Consider the following 15095-nt stretch of genomic DNA (forward strand, 5'->3'; position numbering starts at 1 on the left):
GTGCAAGCAATCTGGCCGCGGCGCCGCCTGAACCACTACACCGCAGCACCCCTGGTGCTCATCTCGGTCAACCTGCTGCTGTTCGTCGCGTTCTTCGTCTGGCCGGCCGTGACCGGCCTGCTCTACTCGTTCACGAGCTACACCGGCATCGGTACGGCGCCTTACGTCGGACTGGACAACTACCAGCGGCTGTTGCAGGACGACGCGTTCTACGCGGCGCTGACGCGAACACTCGTCTTCACGGCAGGCGTCGTACCGCTGACACTCGTGCTCTCCCTGAGTACGGCGGTGCTGCTCGTCACGAACTACACCAAGGGCAAGGCCGTCGCGCGGATCATCTTCTTCCTGCCGTGGCTGATCTCGCCGATCATCGCCGGCGTCATCTGGCGGTGGATGTTCGGCGAGAACTTCGGGCTCGTCAACTACGTCATCACCTCACTCGGCGGCAGCGAGGTGCCCTGGCAGTCCAACGCGAACCTGTCGATGCTCGTGGTCGTGATCGCGGCGGCGTGGGGCAGCACCGCGTTCAACATGCTGCTGTTCGTCGCCGCGCTCAAGAACGTGCCGTCCGCGTACTACGAGGCCGCGTCGCTCGACGGCGCCGGATCGTGGGCGAAGTTCCGCTACATCACCTTGCCCGCGATCGCGCCGACGACCTTCATCGTGGTGCTGCTGAGTGTGCTCGGTTCGATGAAGGAGTATGCGCTGATCCAAGCGATCAACGCCGGCGGACCGGGGACGGCGAACAACCTGCTCGTCCAGTACATCTACACCAAGGGCTTCCAGCGCGCGCAGATCGGCTATGCGAGCGCCGCATCGTTCGTCCTGATGCTGATCCTGATGGTGATCGCGCTCGTACAGCTCGCCCTGAACCGGCGGAAGGACTCCTGACATGGCCGCCACCACTGCTAGCACCGGGGAACTCCCCAAGAAGATCTGGGCGACCGCGGTCATGTGGCTCATGGTCGCCGTGTACGGCGTCCCGGTCCTCTGGTTCCTGCTGAGTTCGTTCAAGCCGGCCGGTGAACTGTTCTCGTATCCGCTCACGTTCTTCCCCAAGCACCCGACGGTCAAGGGCTTCACGCAGGCCTGGACGAGCTTCGACGTCGCGCACTACTTCGTCAACACCCTCATCGTCGCCGTGTCCGCCACCCTGCTCACGATCGTCGCGAGCGCCGCCTGCGGGTACGCGTTGGCGAAGTACAAGAACTGGTGGGTCAAAGCGTTCACCATCTGCATCCTGGCGACCACGATGCTGCCCGGCGAGGTCATCCTCGCGCCGCTGTTCCTGGTGGTCCGCGATCTCGGCCTCTACAACAGCCTCGCGGCCGTCGTCGTACCGTCGGTGATCACGGCGACCGGCACCTTCATGTTCCGGCAGTTCTTCCTCACCGTCCCGAACGACCTGCTGGAAGCGGCCCGCATCGACGGCTCGGGCGAGCTGTCCACGTTGTTCCGCATCATGCTCCCGCTGTCGCGGCCCATCATGCTGACCCTGGCCATCTTCTCGTTCCAGTGGCGCTGGAACGACTACATCTGGCCGCTGGTCGTGCTCAACGACCCCAGCAAATACACCCTGCAGATCGGCGTCGCCACCATCGTCGGCGCCGAGAACGTGAACTGGTCCGTCCTCCTGGGCGCCTCGGTCCTCTCGATGATCCCCCTGGTCGCCCTCTATCTCGTCTTCCAGAAGTACGTCATGAGCGCCGACATCGACGCCGGCCTGAAGGACTAGTGGGCCTCGGCCGGCTGGCTCCGGTTGTCGGCGATGCGGATCTGGGTGGTGCAGGCCGTGACCAGCAAGGCGAAGACGGCCACGGCGGCCATGCCCCAACGCAGGTCGGTGGCGTTGGTGAGGGCGCCGATCGCCGGCGGGCCGGCTAGCAGGCCCAGGGTGCCCATGGTCGAGACGAGGGTGAGGGCGTTCGAGCCTTCTTTGGCAGCGGCCGCGTAGAGACACGGGGTGACTGCGGCCATGCCCAGGCCTACGCAGGCGAAGCCGACGAGGGTCGGGATGAGGCCGCCGATCAGGAGTGCGGCGATCAGGCCGGCGCCGGCGATGGTGGCTCCGGTGAGTACGACGAACCGGTCGCCCCAGGCGGCGCGGCGGGCGTCGGCGAAGAGCCGGGTGATGAGCATGGTGGCGGAGACCACGGCGATGCCCAGCGGGAGGGCCGCGGTCGGCGCGTGGACGATGTCACGCAGGTAGAGCGCGGACCAGTCGTTCATGGCGCCTTCGACCACGGTGCCGAAGACCATCGCCAGGGCGAGCCACGCGATCATGAGGGACGGAAGGGTCAGCTTGCCCTTCACCTTCTGCTCGGTCGCAGGCAGCTCCGTCCGGAGCAGGCCGCCTGCTGCGAACACGGTGAGGCTCACCAACACCGCGGCGCCGATCACGAAATGGCTCAGCAGGTTCGTAGTGACCGCGGTGACGCCGGAGGCGAGCAGTGCGGCGGTGAAGATGCCACCGCTGAAGGTGGCATGCAGTTTGGCCATCGTGTTGCGCTCGGCCTGCACCTCCAGCGCCGTGCCCTGAGCATTCATCGCAACGTTGAGACAAGCAACCAGTACGCCGTCGACGAGCAGCACCGCGAACGCCACCGGCAGGTTCGGTACGACGGCCAGCGACAGCAGGACGGCGGTCATTCCCACGCAGGACAGCAGCGCGAGCCCGCGGGAGCCGAGCCGTTTCATCCCGAACGTGACGACCGGGAACGCGAGAGCGGCACCGATACCGGCGGCCAGCAGGAGCAGACCGACTTCGGCATCGGACAGGTCGAGCTTGCTCTTGAGCATCGGGATCCGGGAGGCCCAGGTGGAGTACTGGAAACCGAGGAACCCGAACAGCGCTGCGATCGACAACTGCGAGCGGCGGAAGGACATGGAGAGAGCCTTTTCTAGAGGACCTTGGTCAGGTAGCGGGCGTCGTCGCCGTAGCCGACGGGGACTGCGGCGGCGGGGCCGAAGCCCTGAGCGGACCAGAACGGGGAGGTGCCGGAGAGCGCGATCAGCGAGATCCGCCGGTACCCGGCCGCGACCGCGACCGTGGTCAGGTGGTCGACCAGTCGCCGCCCCTGACCGGTACGACGAAGCTCGGGCGCGACGCAGAGATCGTGCAGGTGCAGGTTGTCCGAGCTCGTCGTCGACGGCTGTCCGAGAGCTGGATAGTCGCCGTGCCGGAAGGGCAGCGCGAGCACGTAGGCCTGGACCGGTTCGCCGACCACGAAGCACGTCTCCGGAGAGAGCGCTCCCCAGGTTTCCAGGGCGTTCCGGCCCTCCGACAGCCCGAGCGGCTCGTACGCCGCCTGCTCCAGCTCGGCGATGCGCGACCAGTCACCGGTGCCGATCGGCCGCGCGGTGAGCGCTTCAGGCATGGATCTCGACCGGCAGCACATTGACCGGGAGGGGATCGAAGCCGTTGAAGCGGTTCGTCGTGTAGCTGGTCGAGTAGGCACCGCAGGACAGGATCCAGACCGGCTCCCCGGAAGCGATCGCCTCCGGCACCCGGGCCGGCTCCGGCTCCTGCCCGAAAACGTCGTCGCTGTCACACGTCGGTCCCGCGATCACGGCGGGCACCTGCGGACCACTCGGATGCGTCGGGAACACCATCCGGTAGCGAACCTGGTCGACCTCGTACAGCCCGTTGAACTTCCCGCAGCTGAGATACAGCCAGCTCTCCCGCTCGCCGTCGGGCTGTTCCCGCGTCGACAGCCGTACGACGTGCGCGCGGATCGCACCGTGATCGGCGACCAGATGCCGCCCGGGCTCCATCACGAACTCGATCGGCGTACCGGCAATCTCCCGCAACCGTCGCATCCCGGCCCGGATCGTCGCGAAGATGTCGGCCAGGACCGGATTGAGCGCCGTACCGGTCCGGTCGAGGTAGCCCAGCGCGGGCAGCCCGCCACCCAGGTTGATCCGGTCGAGGTGGATGCCGACATCGGCCAGCTCCGTCATCGCGAAGGCCAGCTCGTCGAACGCGTTCCGCCAGGCGGCCGTCGTCATCTGCTGCGAGCCGACGTGCACGGACAGACCCGACGGGACGAGTCCTTGCGCGCGAGCGATCGACAGCACGACGATCGCGTCCCGCACCGAACAGCCCGCCTTGCGGTTGAGCCCCCACAGCGCGCCCTCGCCCGTGGTCCCCAGCCGACAGAACACCCGCGACCCCGGCGCGTTCACAGCGATCGCGACCACATCAGGAACGCTGTCGGTGGCGAAGTCGCGAATGCCGAGCTGGTAGGCGTCGGCGATGTTGCGATCCGACTTCACCGTGTTCCCGTAGTGCACCAGCTCCGGCGCGACCCCGGTCGCCAGCGCCTGCACGATCTCCTGCGGGCCGGCCGCGTCGAAGCCCGAACCCCGCGCGGTCAGCGTCTCCAGTACGCCGTCCACCGGGCACGCCTTGATCGCGAACCGGATCGCGGTCCCCGGCAGCTCCGCGAGCAGCGCGCCGTACGCGTCCTCGATGCCACCCAGATCGAAGATGATCTGATCCTCGGTCGCGCTCTCCAGCGCGGTTCGCAACCGGTCGTTCACCCGGAGGGTCGTCACATCAGACCAACGCTCGCCGCGACCAACGGCTGCCAGACGTCGATCAGTACGGCGAAGTCGTCCATGTCCTGACGGGCTTCACTCAGCAGCTTTTCCCGCTGGCCGACGAGACCGTCCGCGAACTCCGCATGCCGCCCGCCCAGCTTCTGGTACGCCGCGCCGAGCCGATCGAGCCGATCGACGTTCTCGTCCACCGGCAGCTCGATGCTCCCCCGGACGAACTCGGCGATCGCCGCGGCGGAAACGTTGCCCTCGGCATCACGCACCGAGGGGCCCGCCAGCGCCAACTGCTCGTAGACGTGGTGCAGGTAGAGCATCGAGAGGAAGAACTTCGTCAGCGCCAGCTGGTACGACGTGAAGCCGGCGTCGGTCTTGCGCTCACCGGTGTGCAGGTTCACGATGTGCCGGTTGTGCAGCACGCCGGGCAGCCCCGCGTCGTACACCACATGGAACAAGAAGTAGTCGGTGCCGATCGTGTCCGTGGCCGGAGGCAACGGGATCTGTTCCTGGATCCGGTGGAACGCGATGTTCGACATGTCCACCCGCATCGGATCGACGACGGTCAGCGTGGACCGGTCCGCCCGGAACGGTTCCGATCCCGCGCCGATGAAGGACTCCGCGACCAGCTCCCGCTTCTCGGTCTCGGTCGCGTCACCGCGCGCCCACAGGCTCACCACGTCGTAGTAGATCTCCGGATCGCGCTGCCGGATGTCGTCGATGTCGACGGTCGGATCACCGACGATCGAGGCTCCCACCATGACCACCGGCAGCTCGTCGCTCGCCGGGTCGAGATCGGAGTCCGACACCCGGCCCCGGGCGGCGCCGGCCGTCGTACCGACGGTCAGCTCGTGGTGGATCGGGAAGACCTTCGCCCCGTCCAGCTCCTGGTAGGTGCAGTCCGAGTCGCGGCGGTGCACCGAGTCGCACCCGAGTGCGGCCGCGATCAGGAACGCGCGGTTCGTACAAGCGCCGTACGACCGGATGCCTGGCAGCATCAACCGCAGGATCCGCTCGGGATCGGCAACCCCGGCCTTCGCGATCGTCCGCTCGAGGAACACCCGCTGCGCGTCCTCGTCGACATGGACCACGTCGACGCCCGGCGCAAGGCTCAGCTCGGCGAGGACCCGGACGTGGTTGGCGTGATCGGCCGGGGCGCTGGAGTCCAGGATCAGCAGCGTCACCGCGACCTCGAACCGCGAGACCGCGTACGCCGCCTCCTCCGCGAGCTCACGCAGCATCGGCGCACAGGCCCGGTCGGTGGGCAGGGCCAGGCAAATTCGGCGCATATCAGATTGCTCCTTTGCGACACCGAACCGGTTCAGTTCGGCCGGGCAAATCCGTTGACATCAGTTCCGAAGGGTTTTTACTGAAGCACTCTCACCAAACAGGCGACCAGGAAAGGCGAAGGCAGCGGAGTAGCCACTCCCTCAACCAGGCCGTGCGTTTGCGATGCGGCCAGACCGTATCACGGGCCGCATCGGTGCAAAATATAAGATTCACCTGCTGGAATCTGTCAATACTTCTTCGGGCCGAACGGCGCTTTCGCGCAATTGACAACGGTTCCGGAACAAATCCGACGCCGATTATCACCGACCGCCGCACGAGCGATCCGCCGCGACACCCCGGGCGGGAGCCGACCCGAGATCTTGAGAAATATCTACCAGCGCCCTACGTTGCGTGAACGCGCTCTCATCGCCCAGGGAGACCCATCATGTTCACTGGAATCGTTTCCGCCACTCGACCTGATGAACGCGGCCTCATGAAGCGCCTCGCGCTGGCCCTTGCCTTGGTGGCCGGGCTCCTTGTCACCGCCGCTCCGACGGCGAGCGCCGTACCAGCTCTCAAGACGCTGCGAGTCATGCCGCTCGGGGACTCGATCACCGCCGGAGTCGGTAGCCCGACCTCGTCCTCCTACCGCCGGCCGCTCGCCACGATGCTCGCCGGCCAGTCCCGGTACGCCGTCAACTTCGTCGGCTCGCAGGCATCCGGCCAGCTCGCCGACCTGTCCAACGAAGGTCACAGCGGCTGGATCATCGACCAGGTCCGCGCCGAGATCGACGGTTGGCTCGCCGGTACCCGACCGGACGTCGTACTGCTGCATCTCGGCATCAACGACCTCAACCGCAACATCGACGTACCGAACGCCCCAGCCCGCTTCAAAGGCCTGGTCGATCGGATCGTCGCCGACAGACCCGGCGTCACCGTGCTCGTCCTCGGCCTGATCCCGACCACCCCCGGACTCGAGTCCAAGGTCGCCACCTTCAACACCGCGATCAAGTCGGCCCTCACCAACCCCAAGACCCGGTACGTCGACCCACCCGCGCTCACGTCCGCCGAGATGGCCGACGGACTGCACCCCAACGACGCGGGATTCCAGCGGATGGCCCAAGCCTTCTACCCGGCCCTCGACCGCGCGTACTCCGATGGCGTGATCGCCGCCGGACCGGCCCTCAACGCGGGCACCGAGGCCGGCGGCTCGGGCAAGATCCGCTGGGCCGACTTCGACGGTGACGGCCGGATGGACTACCTGACGGTCGCGAGCAACGGCGCCGTACAAGCGTTTCTGAACCGCGGCGGCGACGGCCACGGCGGCTGGTCCGTGCTCGGCCAAGTCGCGTCCGGCGTCACCACGGACGCGACTCGCGTGCGCTTCGCCGACTTCGACGGCGACAGCCGCGCCGACTACCTCGTCATCAACTCCAACGGCTCCATCTCCGCCTACTTGAACCGCGGCGGCGACGGCCACGGCGGGTGGTCCGTGATCAGCGAGGTCTTCGGTGGCGCGACCACCGATCAGACCCAGGTGGTCTTCGCGGACTACGACGGCGACGGCAGAACCGACTACCTGACCGTCGCGGCCTCCGGCGCCGTGCAGGCGTGGCTCAACCGAGGCGCCAACAACTGGACCGCCCTGGGCCAGGTCGCAACCGGTACGACGACCGACCGGACGACCGTGCGCTTCGCCGACCTCGACGGAGACACCCGAGCCGACTACAGCGTCATCGCCACCGACGGTTCCGTCCAGACCTACCTGAACCGCGGCGGCGACGGCCGCGGCGGCTGGCTCTTTCTAGGCAAGACAGCAACCGGCCTGACCACCACCGCGAACCGAGTCGCCTTCACCGACTTCACCGGCGACGGCAACGCCGACTACGCCATGGTCGACCTGACCACGAACGCAGCCACCGTCTACTCCTGGGCAGGCGGCGACGGCCACGGCGGCTGGACAAACCTCGGCCAGGTAGCCACCGGCGTCCCCGTCGGATGACGACCTCACCGACTGGCGATCCGTAGTCCATGGCGTCGTCACACCGCAGCCAGCCCGGAGCTACGGGAGCGCGAGCGCACCAAGTCGAACGCCATAGCGGCCGCCGAACAGCTACTGCCGGATCACGGCCACTCGTTGTTCCGCATGGCGACGCACCTCCTCCCGGGGGTCCGCCTCGCCGTCACCGACCAGTCAACGCAGTGACAAGGCGTGATCGTGCGTTTACTCTGACAGTGAGGACAAAGTGGGGCTGGGGGAACGTTAATGCCGAGTATCCGCCATTGGAGGCCACGGCGCAGGCGTCGTCGCGAGACTGATACAGACGCCGCGAAATGGCTCCCTGCCCGCTGGGCGCTGTGGTCCGCACCCGCAGTCATCATCGGCTATGTCCTGACCGTCGACGCTTTCGCGTTCACCGTCACCGGCGTCTCCTTCCTCGACCTCGACATCACAACCGGTGACTGGATCCGCTTCGGCGCCCTCGTCGCCGGAGCTGCCGCGCACATCGAAGCCGGCCGCGAGATCGAGCGGCTGCGCTGGACCGCCGCCGAGGGCGCCACCTATGTGAACCTGAAGTCGATGTGGACCTTCGCCGCCGTCCTCGTCCTCCCCCTACCGCTGGCGGTCGCAGTCATCGCCTTCAGCTCCCTGCACTCCTGGCTGCGGTTGCGGCGCAGCATGCCGCACCGCGTCGTCTTCTCCGCCGCGACCATCGTCCTCGCCTCAGCAGTTGCCACCATGTGCCTGCGCGCCATCAACCCCAGTAACTATCCCGGCTACACCGGCGGCCTGATCGGTCTGGCCGCAGTTGTCGCCGCAGCGGTCGCCTACTGGTTCGTCAACTACGCCCTCGTCGTCGGCGCCGTGATGCTGTCCAACCCCGACACCCCTGCCCGCAGAGCACTCGGGCAACTGTCCGACCAATTCATCGTCGCCGGCGGCCTCGGGCTCGGCCTGGCCACCTCACTCATGCTGACCTCCCAGCCCTGGCTGACCATCACCTTGCTCATCACCGTGCTCGGACTGCACCGTGCACTACTGGTCGGCAAATTTCAGGCTGCTGCACGCACCGACGTACTCACCGGCGTGGTCAACAACGTGTTCTGGCACGAGATCGCCACCAAAGAACTAGAACGGGCCCAGAACAACAACACACCGCTCGGCGTGCTCTACATGGACCTCGACCACTTCAAAGCCATCAACGACACCCACGGCCACCTCGCCGGAGACCAGGTCCTGAAGGCGATAGCGGCCGAACTCAAACACGAGGTACGCAGCGACGACCTCGTCGGTCGCCTCGGCGGCGAGGAATTCGCCATCCTCCTGCCAGGTACCACCGCCGAAGACACCGCGCAGACCGCCGAACGCATCCGGCGGCGAGTCGCCACCCTCATGACCACCGTCACGACGCCCAACGGCCCAGTCGACGTCAGCGACCTAACCTGCTCCATCGGCACCGCCACATACCCCGTCGCCGGCCACAACCTCGACGTACTACTCATGGCCGCAGACACCGCCACCTATACCGCCAAGAACGCCGGCCGCAACCGAGTCATCACAGCCCCGGCCCAGACAGACTCCACGCTCTAGGCATCATCGAGGGCAGCCCCGATCAAAGGTCGCCTGAGACATTCGGTGATCACAGTACGAGCATGAGCTTGCCGCCGGGCAGGCGGGACTGGCTGAGCTCGGCCGCTTCCTGGATCTGGTCGAGGGTGTACGTACGGGCGACCGCTACGGCCAGAATGCCCTCGCCGGCAAGCCTCGCGAACTCATTCAGCTGGTCGTAGCTCATGTCGGTGGTGATCCGGACACCCAGCTCAGCCGCGGCCGCGAAGTCCGACACGGTGAGCACACGGTCGGGATCCCCGGTCAGCTCGATCAAGGTTGGTAGCGAGCCGCCGGCCGGGCTGGGCTGGTCGGCCCGGTCGATCCGACCTCCGGTGGGCGCGGTGTCCAGGGCGCGGTCCACGGAGTCCGGAGTCAGTGCGTTGACGCGTTCGGCCATGCCCTCGCCGTAGGCGGTCACCCGCGCACCGAGCTCCTCCAGGGCGGCTGCCCGAGTTGGCCCGGCGGTGGCGATCACCCGAATGCCCCGGTGCAGCGCCAGGCGTACCGCCGCCTCACCAACCGTGGTGCCTGCGCCGTGGACCAGCAGCAGCTCGCCCGGCTGTACTCCGAGGTCGTCGAGCGCACGCCACGCCGTCTCGGCAGCCATCGGCAGCGCGGCGGCCCCCTCGAACGTGACTCCGTCGGGGATGTGTGCCCAGGCAGGCATCAGCGCGTACTCGGCGGCGCCGGCGGTCGGGCCGTCGAAGGCGGCCGGGCCGAACACGCGGTCACCGATCTGGACGTCGTGCACGCCCTCGCCGAGCGCGTCCACGGTGCCCGCGACCTCGAGGCCCAACCCGCGCGGCAGCGGCGGCAACTGGTCGGCGAGGAGGCCGTCAACGAGGTGCCAGTCGGCCGGTGTCAGGCCGCACGCCCGCACAGCGATCCGGATCTGGCCTGGTCCCGGCTCCGGCTGCGGGACGTCGCGAACGACGATCACGTCAGGGGAACCGAACCGGTCGAACTGCAGAGCCTTCATGACCATCTCCAAAGTGATAACAGCATCTGTTGTCACCGACGCTACCAGCTGATGACAGCTTCTGTTGTCGTACCCTGGTACGCATGCCGAGATGGGAATCCGACGCACAGGGCCGGCTCGAGCGCGCGGCGCTGGAACTCTTCGAGACGCAGGGCTTCGAGCGCACGTCGGTCGCACAGATCGCCGGCGCCGCCGGTCTGAAGGAGCGCTCCTTCTACCGGTACTTCCCCGACAAGCGGGAAGTCCTCTTCGCCGGCAACGAACTCGAGGCCCACCTCGTCGCCCAGGTCGAGGCGATCGATCCGGGTATCCCGCCGATCGACGCGCTGCTGACCGCACTGGGAACCGCCGAGGAGGCCTATCGCCCGCGTGAGTTCCTGCTGCGCCGGGGCAGAGTGATCGCCGCCAATCCGGCCCTGGCCGAGCGCGACCTGATCAAGCTCGACGAGATCGCCGACGCGCTGTTGCCGGCACTCGAGCACCGCGGCGTCGAGCCTGGGAGGGCGCGCCTCCTCATCGACGTGGCGATAGCACTCTCGCGGCGCGCAACCTCCCGCTGGCTGACCGAGCCGGACGCAACCCTCGCCGAACTCGTCACCCAGACCGCCGCCGAACTACGCGAAGCGGTCACCCTGCCGTAGCGACCCGTCGTCGTGGCTGAGCCATCCGACTGCTATGGAGCGGCGGCTACCCGGCCCCGCGGTCAGTTCAGTAGATCTGCCACGGTCGCGATCCCTCGCCGGATCGCGTTCTCGTTGAGGTCGCCGAAACCGAACACGATTCCTGCTGGGCCCCGGGTGGGCGCGGAGCGGTAACGGCCGAGGCCCTGCAGCCCGATCGAGCGGCGGGCCGCCTCGTTGATGATCGCGGTCTCGTCGGTTCCGTCGGCCAGCCAGGCCAGGGCGTGGAACCCCGCCGCCAGTCCGGTCAGTTCGAGGCTGGGAGCGTGCTCGGCGATCGAATCGACCAGGGCTGCGCGGCGTGCGGCGTAGGTGGTGCGCATCCGGCGTAGGTGCCGATCGAAGCGACCCGATTCGATCAGTCGGGCCAGTGCGAGTTGGTCGAGCGTCGGCGAGCCTCGGTCACTGCGCTGCTTCTCCTCGGCGAGGCGTACGGCCAACTGCCGGGGCGCCAGCACCCAACCGAGCCTGATCGCGGGAGCGAGCGACTTGCTGACCGACCCGACGAGAACGACGTGGTCGGCCGCGAGCCCCTGGAGTGAACCGACCGGCTGCTTGTCGTAGCGGAACTCCGAGTCGTAGTCGTCCTCGATCACCGTTGCGCCGACGCGTTGTGCCCACTGCAGCAGTGCCCGCCGTCGATCAGAGCTCAGCACTACACCGGTTGGAGTCTGGTGGGCAGGTGTGACGATGACCGCGGTCGCTGAGGTACGGGCGAGCCGGTCGATGTCGAGGCCTTGTTCGTCGACAGGAACGAAGACAGGTGTCAGGCCCGCCCGGCGGACCAGAAGTGGCATCTCGAGGTGGCCGGGGTCTTCGACGGCGACCATGGTGACGCCACTGTGCCGCAGCGCGGCCAACGTCAACGCAGTACCTTGCGTGAATCCGGTGCTGATCACCACGTCATCAGGGCCCGCCGAGGCACCCCGCACTCGTTGAAGATATGACGCCACGACGGCTCGCAACTTCACCGCGCCCCGACCGTCGCCGTATCCCAGTTCCCGAGCTGAGATCGTGCGGGTCGCCTCGCCGCAGGCCCACAACCAGTCGCGTGCCGGAAAGCTGTTCAGGTCGGGGCGTCCCGGCACGAAGTCGATGTCCGGGGTGGGGACTGCGGCCGGCGCAGTCCTGGAGACCGCAGCCTTCGGTGCGCTGAATGCGACCCGCGTTGCCGATCCAGCGACGGCGCGCAGGTAGCCCTCGGCTTCCAGCTGGTCGTAGGTCGCCTGCACGAGACCGCGGGACACCCCGAGATCCGCGGCGAGCTTACGTGACGACGGCAGCCGCTCGTCCTTGACGAGCCGGCCCGCCCGAACGGCTTCCCGCAATCCGTTCTGCAGTTGCGATCCCAAGGTCTCGGAGCTGCCGCGATCCAGCTGGACCAGCACTTCCGGCGTCAAACCGGCCCACTCAACTGCCACAGAACTGGACCTTACACAGTGCCGCCTGCCGCACCTAGCGTCTGAGGCATGCAGAGCGAACTCGACGACCTGTACGCCGTGGTACGCGGCGTGACCCGGATCCCGGCCGACTGGCAGACCGTGGTCGACGCCCTGATTCCGGCACTCGCCGGGAAAGTGCCGGCGGCCCCTGTGGTGTTGCGGCAAGTACCGGCGCCGGCACGCGGCGGGGACGACCGCAGCCACGTCCTTCACGTCGAACCAGACGGCAGCTACTCAGTGGTCGCGCTCATCTCACGGCCCGGGCAGGCGACCAGCATTCACGACCACACGACCTGGTGCGTTGTCGCAGTCGTCGCCGGCGTCGAGTGCGAGGAAAGATTTCGGCTCACCGACGACGGCCGAGCCCTGTTCCCGATGGAAACACGCAACGACCCGCCGGGAACAGTGAGCGGCTTCGCGCCACCCGGCGACATCCACCGGGTCACCAACGCGGGCACCTCGGTCGGCATCTCCCTGCACATCTACGGCACCGACATCTGCCGGATCGGCAACAGCGTGCGCCGCACCTACGACCTACCCATCGTTCCCCCTGGAAAGAAGACCCGATCATGATCTCGAAGGCAGAACCGCACCGGATACGAGCATTCCGCTCCTGATGCCTTGCCGAACCTGTATGCCGCCGTCCCTGGCTCAGCGGTTCGCGTACCCATATGCTGCCGTCGTCGTACGACCGTGCTCGTCAGGCCGGCTCGAGCCAATGCCACGCAGTCCCGGATGCCTTGCCAGTAAGGCTATTTCAGCTCGGCGGAGGTCTTTCCCAGGAGGCGGCGGGCGACGATGAGTTGCTGGATCTGCTGGGTGCCTTCGAAGATGTCGAGGATCTTGTACCTGCGCGCGCGTCCAAACCGGACCGAACTCCCATTTCATCCTCTGACCTGCACCTTTGTGCTCATCCGTTCTCGACACTGATCGTCACTTATCAACATCCCACGGAGCAGTGACGGAGCAGACGGAGGTCCTCACTCCCGTCCTCCAGGGTGCGACCACCCAACCTTTGATCTACGGAACTGACGCGCCCTGGCATACCTACAACCTGGCAGCACAGGCGAGGATCGTCAGCGACCGCTACGCCAGTAGCCTCAAGGACACATTGGCTCGTCTCGCGGGCCTAGTTGTCGACGAGGCTTGGGCTGGCCACGCGATCGAGCAGATCCCGCCAGCACCAAAGAAGAGCAGCGTCAGCCGGCGTGGCGGCGGAACTCCACGCCCTCATCGGGGGACCTTCTGGAGCGCTCGATCGCCTCTCGGGTGCCATGTCGACGACGCGGGTCGCGGTCCACAAAGCGGTTCAACCAGTCTGACACCCCCGAGTAGGCTCGTTCGCAGACCCGCCGGAAAGGTGACTCGTGAAGCTCAAGCAAGAAGCCAGGGTGCTGCTGCGAAAGGCGCTCGCGTCCCTCAAGCTCGCGATGACCGCCTTCAACTCACTCCACGACGAGGGCCGGACGACTCAGGTCCTGCTGTCACTTCAGCACGCTTTCGAGATGCTCTTGAAGGCCTCGCTGGTCCAAGAAGGTGTTGCTGTCTTCGACCGCAAGTCGGGACGTTCGATCGGATTCGAAGCCTGCGTTCGTCAGGCGTCGAACTCGATGACGATCAAGCTCGCGGATCCCGACGCTGGAGCTCTGCGAAGCATCGATGCGATGAGGGACGACGAACAGCACTGGTTCAACGAGGTGAGCGAGCAACTGCTCTACCTGCACACAAGAGCCGGCGTGACCCTCTTCGACGACCTGCTCCAGCGGGTCTTTGGCGAACCGCTGGCTGACCATCTCCCCCAGCGAGTCCTCCCGCTATCTGTCGATCCACCGCGGGACCTTGGTGTACTGGTCGACGAGGAGTTCACACAGATCGCTGCGCTGCTCGCCCCAGGCCGTCGGGCCAGACACGAGGCGCAGGCCCGCATCCGCACCCTTCTCGCGATGGAGGCGCACGTGGAGCCCGACGCGAACGTCTCGATCCGCGACGTTAGCCGCGTGGAGAAGGGCATCAAGGAGGGGCGTACACGCGCGGAGGTCTTTCCTCGCCTGGGAGACATCGCTACCAAGATCGATGGCCAGGGCGTCTTGCTGACAGTGCACTTCACCAAGAAAGCGGGCGCGCCGGTGCGGTACGTCGCGGATGACTCACTGCCCGCAGCAGCGATCCGAGAGGTTGACCTGCAAAAGAAGTTCTACTTGTCAGCGAAGGAGCTCGCGGATAAGGCCGGATTGAGCCAGCCTCGCGGTACTGCGCTCCGCCGCCATCTGGCCATCGACAACGACGCCAGCGCTCGCCACGTCTTCGTCTTCGGCTCGCAGAGCATCGCCCGGTTCTCAGACAACGCGCTGCGCCGAATGAAGGAAGCCGTCGAGACATTGGACATGGATGACGTCTGGACTCACCACAAGCCCTCGGGGGAAGGCACCTCTCGACCGAAATGCCGGATCAAGGGATGCGCCGCTTAGCCCAGATGGCCGAGTTCGCGTACAGCGCAACCGTCGCACTGCACTGCGAGCAAGGCACGCCCTGGATCCTGAGAAGCCTCGCAGCACTAC

Annotated in this window: 14 protein-coding genes; 8 read left to right on the forward strand and 6 right to left on the reverse strand. The window is 66.8% G+C overall.

The annotated features are described in order from the left end of the window. Together OG474_RS00505 and OG474_RS00510 are read left to right on the forward strand one after the other, a co-directional pair. Window positions 1-891 carry a carbohydrate ABC transporter permease gene (locus OG474_RS00505; RefSeq protein WP_405060145.1) on the forward strand — a complete coding sequence of 297 codons (891 nt, stop codon included), beginning with the start codon at window positions 1-3 and terminating at the stop codon, window positions 889-891. A gap of 1 nt (window position 892) precedes the next feature. Beyond that, on the forward strand, window positions 893-1735 hold the full coding sequence (locus OG474_RS00510) for a carbohydrate ABC transporter permease (protein ID WP_405060146.1): 843 nt from the start codon (window positions 893-895) through the stop codon (window positions 1733-1735). Here the strand turns inward: OG474_RS00510 and OG474_RS00515 are convergent. Genes OG474_RS00515 through OG474_RS00530 form a run of 4 tightly spaced genes read right to left on the reverse strand, consistent with a single transcriptional unit; the run spans window position 1732 to window position 5843 of the window. Further along, window positions 1732-2886, reverse strand: coding sequence for an MFS transporter (locus OG474_RS00515; protein ID WP_405060147.1), 1155 nt, complete (start codon window positions 2884-2886; stop codon window positions 1732-1734). The genes OG474_RS00510 and OG474_RS00515 overlap by 4 nt on opposite strands. A 14-nt stretch (window positions 2887-2900) precedes the next feature. Beyond that, window positions 2901-3377: a GNAT family N-acetyltransferase gene (locus tag OG474_RS00520; RefSeq protein WP_405060148.1), complete on the reverse strand. Its 477-nt coding sequence runs from the start codon at window positions 3375-3377 to the stop codon at window positions 2901-2903. Then, window positions 3370-4557 carry a type III PLP-dependent enzyme gene (locus OG474_RS00525; RefSeq protein WP_405060149.1) on the reverse strand — a complete coding sequence of 396 codons (1188 nt, stop codon included), beginning with the start codon at window positions 4555-4557 and terminating at the stop codon, window positions 3370-3372. The genes OG474_RS00520 and OG474_RS00525 overlap by 8 nt, the downstream gene beginning before the upstream one ends. Beyond that, a complete protein-coding gene (locus OG474_RS00530; RefSeq protein WP_405060150.1) occupies window positions 4554-5843 on the reverse strand; it encodes a DUF6271 family protein in 1290 nt (429 codons plus the stop codon). Before OG474_RS00530 ends, OG474_RS00525 begins: the two co-directional genes overlap by 4 nt. A 425-nt stretch (window positions 5844-6268) precedes the next feature. Here OG474_RS00530 and OG474_RS00535 point away from each other — a divergent pair, with 425 nt between their 5' ends. Together OG474_RS00535 and OG474_RS00540 are read left to right on the forward strand one after the other, a co-directional pair. Continuing rightward, window positions 6269-7825, forward strand: coding sequence for an FG-GAP-like repeat-containing protein (locus tag OG474_RS00535; RefSeq protein WP_405060151.1), 1557 nt, complete (start codon window positions 6269-6271; stop codon window positions 7823-7825). A 264-nt stretch (window positions 7826-8089) separates the two neighbouring features. Continuing rightward, window positions 8090-9415, forward strand: coding sequence for a diguanylate cyclase (locus OG474_RS00540; RefSeq protein WP_405060152.1), 1326 nt, complete (start codon window positions 8090-8092; stop codon window positions 9413-9415). 49 nt (window positions 9416-9464) lie between these two features. Here the strand turns inward: OG474_RS00540 and OG474_RS00545 are convergent, their stop codons facing one another. Continuing rightward, window positions 9465-10415, reverse strand: a complete 951-nt coding sequence (locus OG474_RS00545; RefSeq protein ID WP_405060153.1) for an NADP-dependent oxidoreductase — start codon at window positions 10413-10415, stop codon at window positions 9465-9467. An 83-nt stretch (window positions 10416-10498) separates the two neighbouring features. Here OG474_RS00545 and OG474_RS00550 point away from each other — a divergent pair, with 83 nt between their 5' ends. Further along, window positions 10499-11056: a TetR/AcrR family transcriptional regulator gene (locus OG474_RS00550; protein WP_405060154.1), complete on the forward strand. Its 558-nt coding sequence runs from the start codon at window positions 10499-10501 to the stop codon at window positions 11054-11056. 62 nt (window positions 11057-11118) lie between these two features. Here OG474_RS00550 and OG474_RS00555 read toward each other — a convergent pair whose 3' ends face one another. After that, window positions 11119-12516 (reverse strand): PLP-dependent aminotransferase family protein, encoded by a 1398-nt coding sequence (locus tag OG474_RS00555; RefSeq protein WP_405060155.1) that lies wholly within the window; start codon window positions 12514-12516, stop codon window positions 11119-11121. A 48-nt stretch (window positions 12517-12564) separates the two neighbouring features. On the opposite strand from OG474_RS00555, the gene OG474_RS00560 reads away from it, so the two are divergent. The 3 genes from OG474_RS00560 to OG474_RS00570 all read left to right on the forward strand — a co-directional run bounded on the left by OG474_RS00560 (window position 12565) and on the right by OG474_RS00570 (window position 15005). After that, complete coding sequence (locus OG474_RS00560; protein WP_405060156.1) at window positions 12565-13110, forward strand: hypothetical protein; 546 nt, start codon at window positions 12565-12567, stop codon at window positions 13108-13110. A 98-nt stretch (window positions 13111-13208) separates the two neighbouring features. Beyond that, window positions 13209-13499, forward strand: a complete 291-nt coding sequence (locus OG474_RS00565) for a hypothetical protein (protein ID WP_405060157.1) — start codon at window positions 13209-13211, stop codon at window positions 13497-13499. 405 nt (window positions 13500-13904) lie between these two features. Then, window positions 13905-15005 carry a DUF3644 domain-containing protein gene (locus OG474_RS00570; protein ID WP_405060158.1) on the forward strand — a complete coding sequence of 367 codons (1101 nt, stop codon included), beginning with the start codon at window positions 13905-13907 and terminating at the stop codon, window positions 15003-15005. Window positions 15006-15095: the final 90 nt, after the last annotated feature.

Origin of the sequence: Kribbella sp. NBC_01505 (genome assembly GCF_045040285.1) — a bacterium.
Taxonomy (GTDB): Bacteria; Actinomycetota; Actinomycetes; order Propionibacteriales; family Kribbellaceae; genus Kribbella.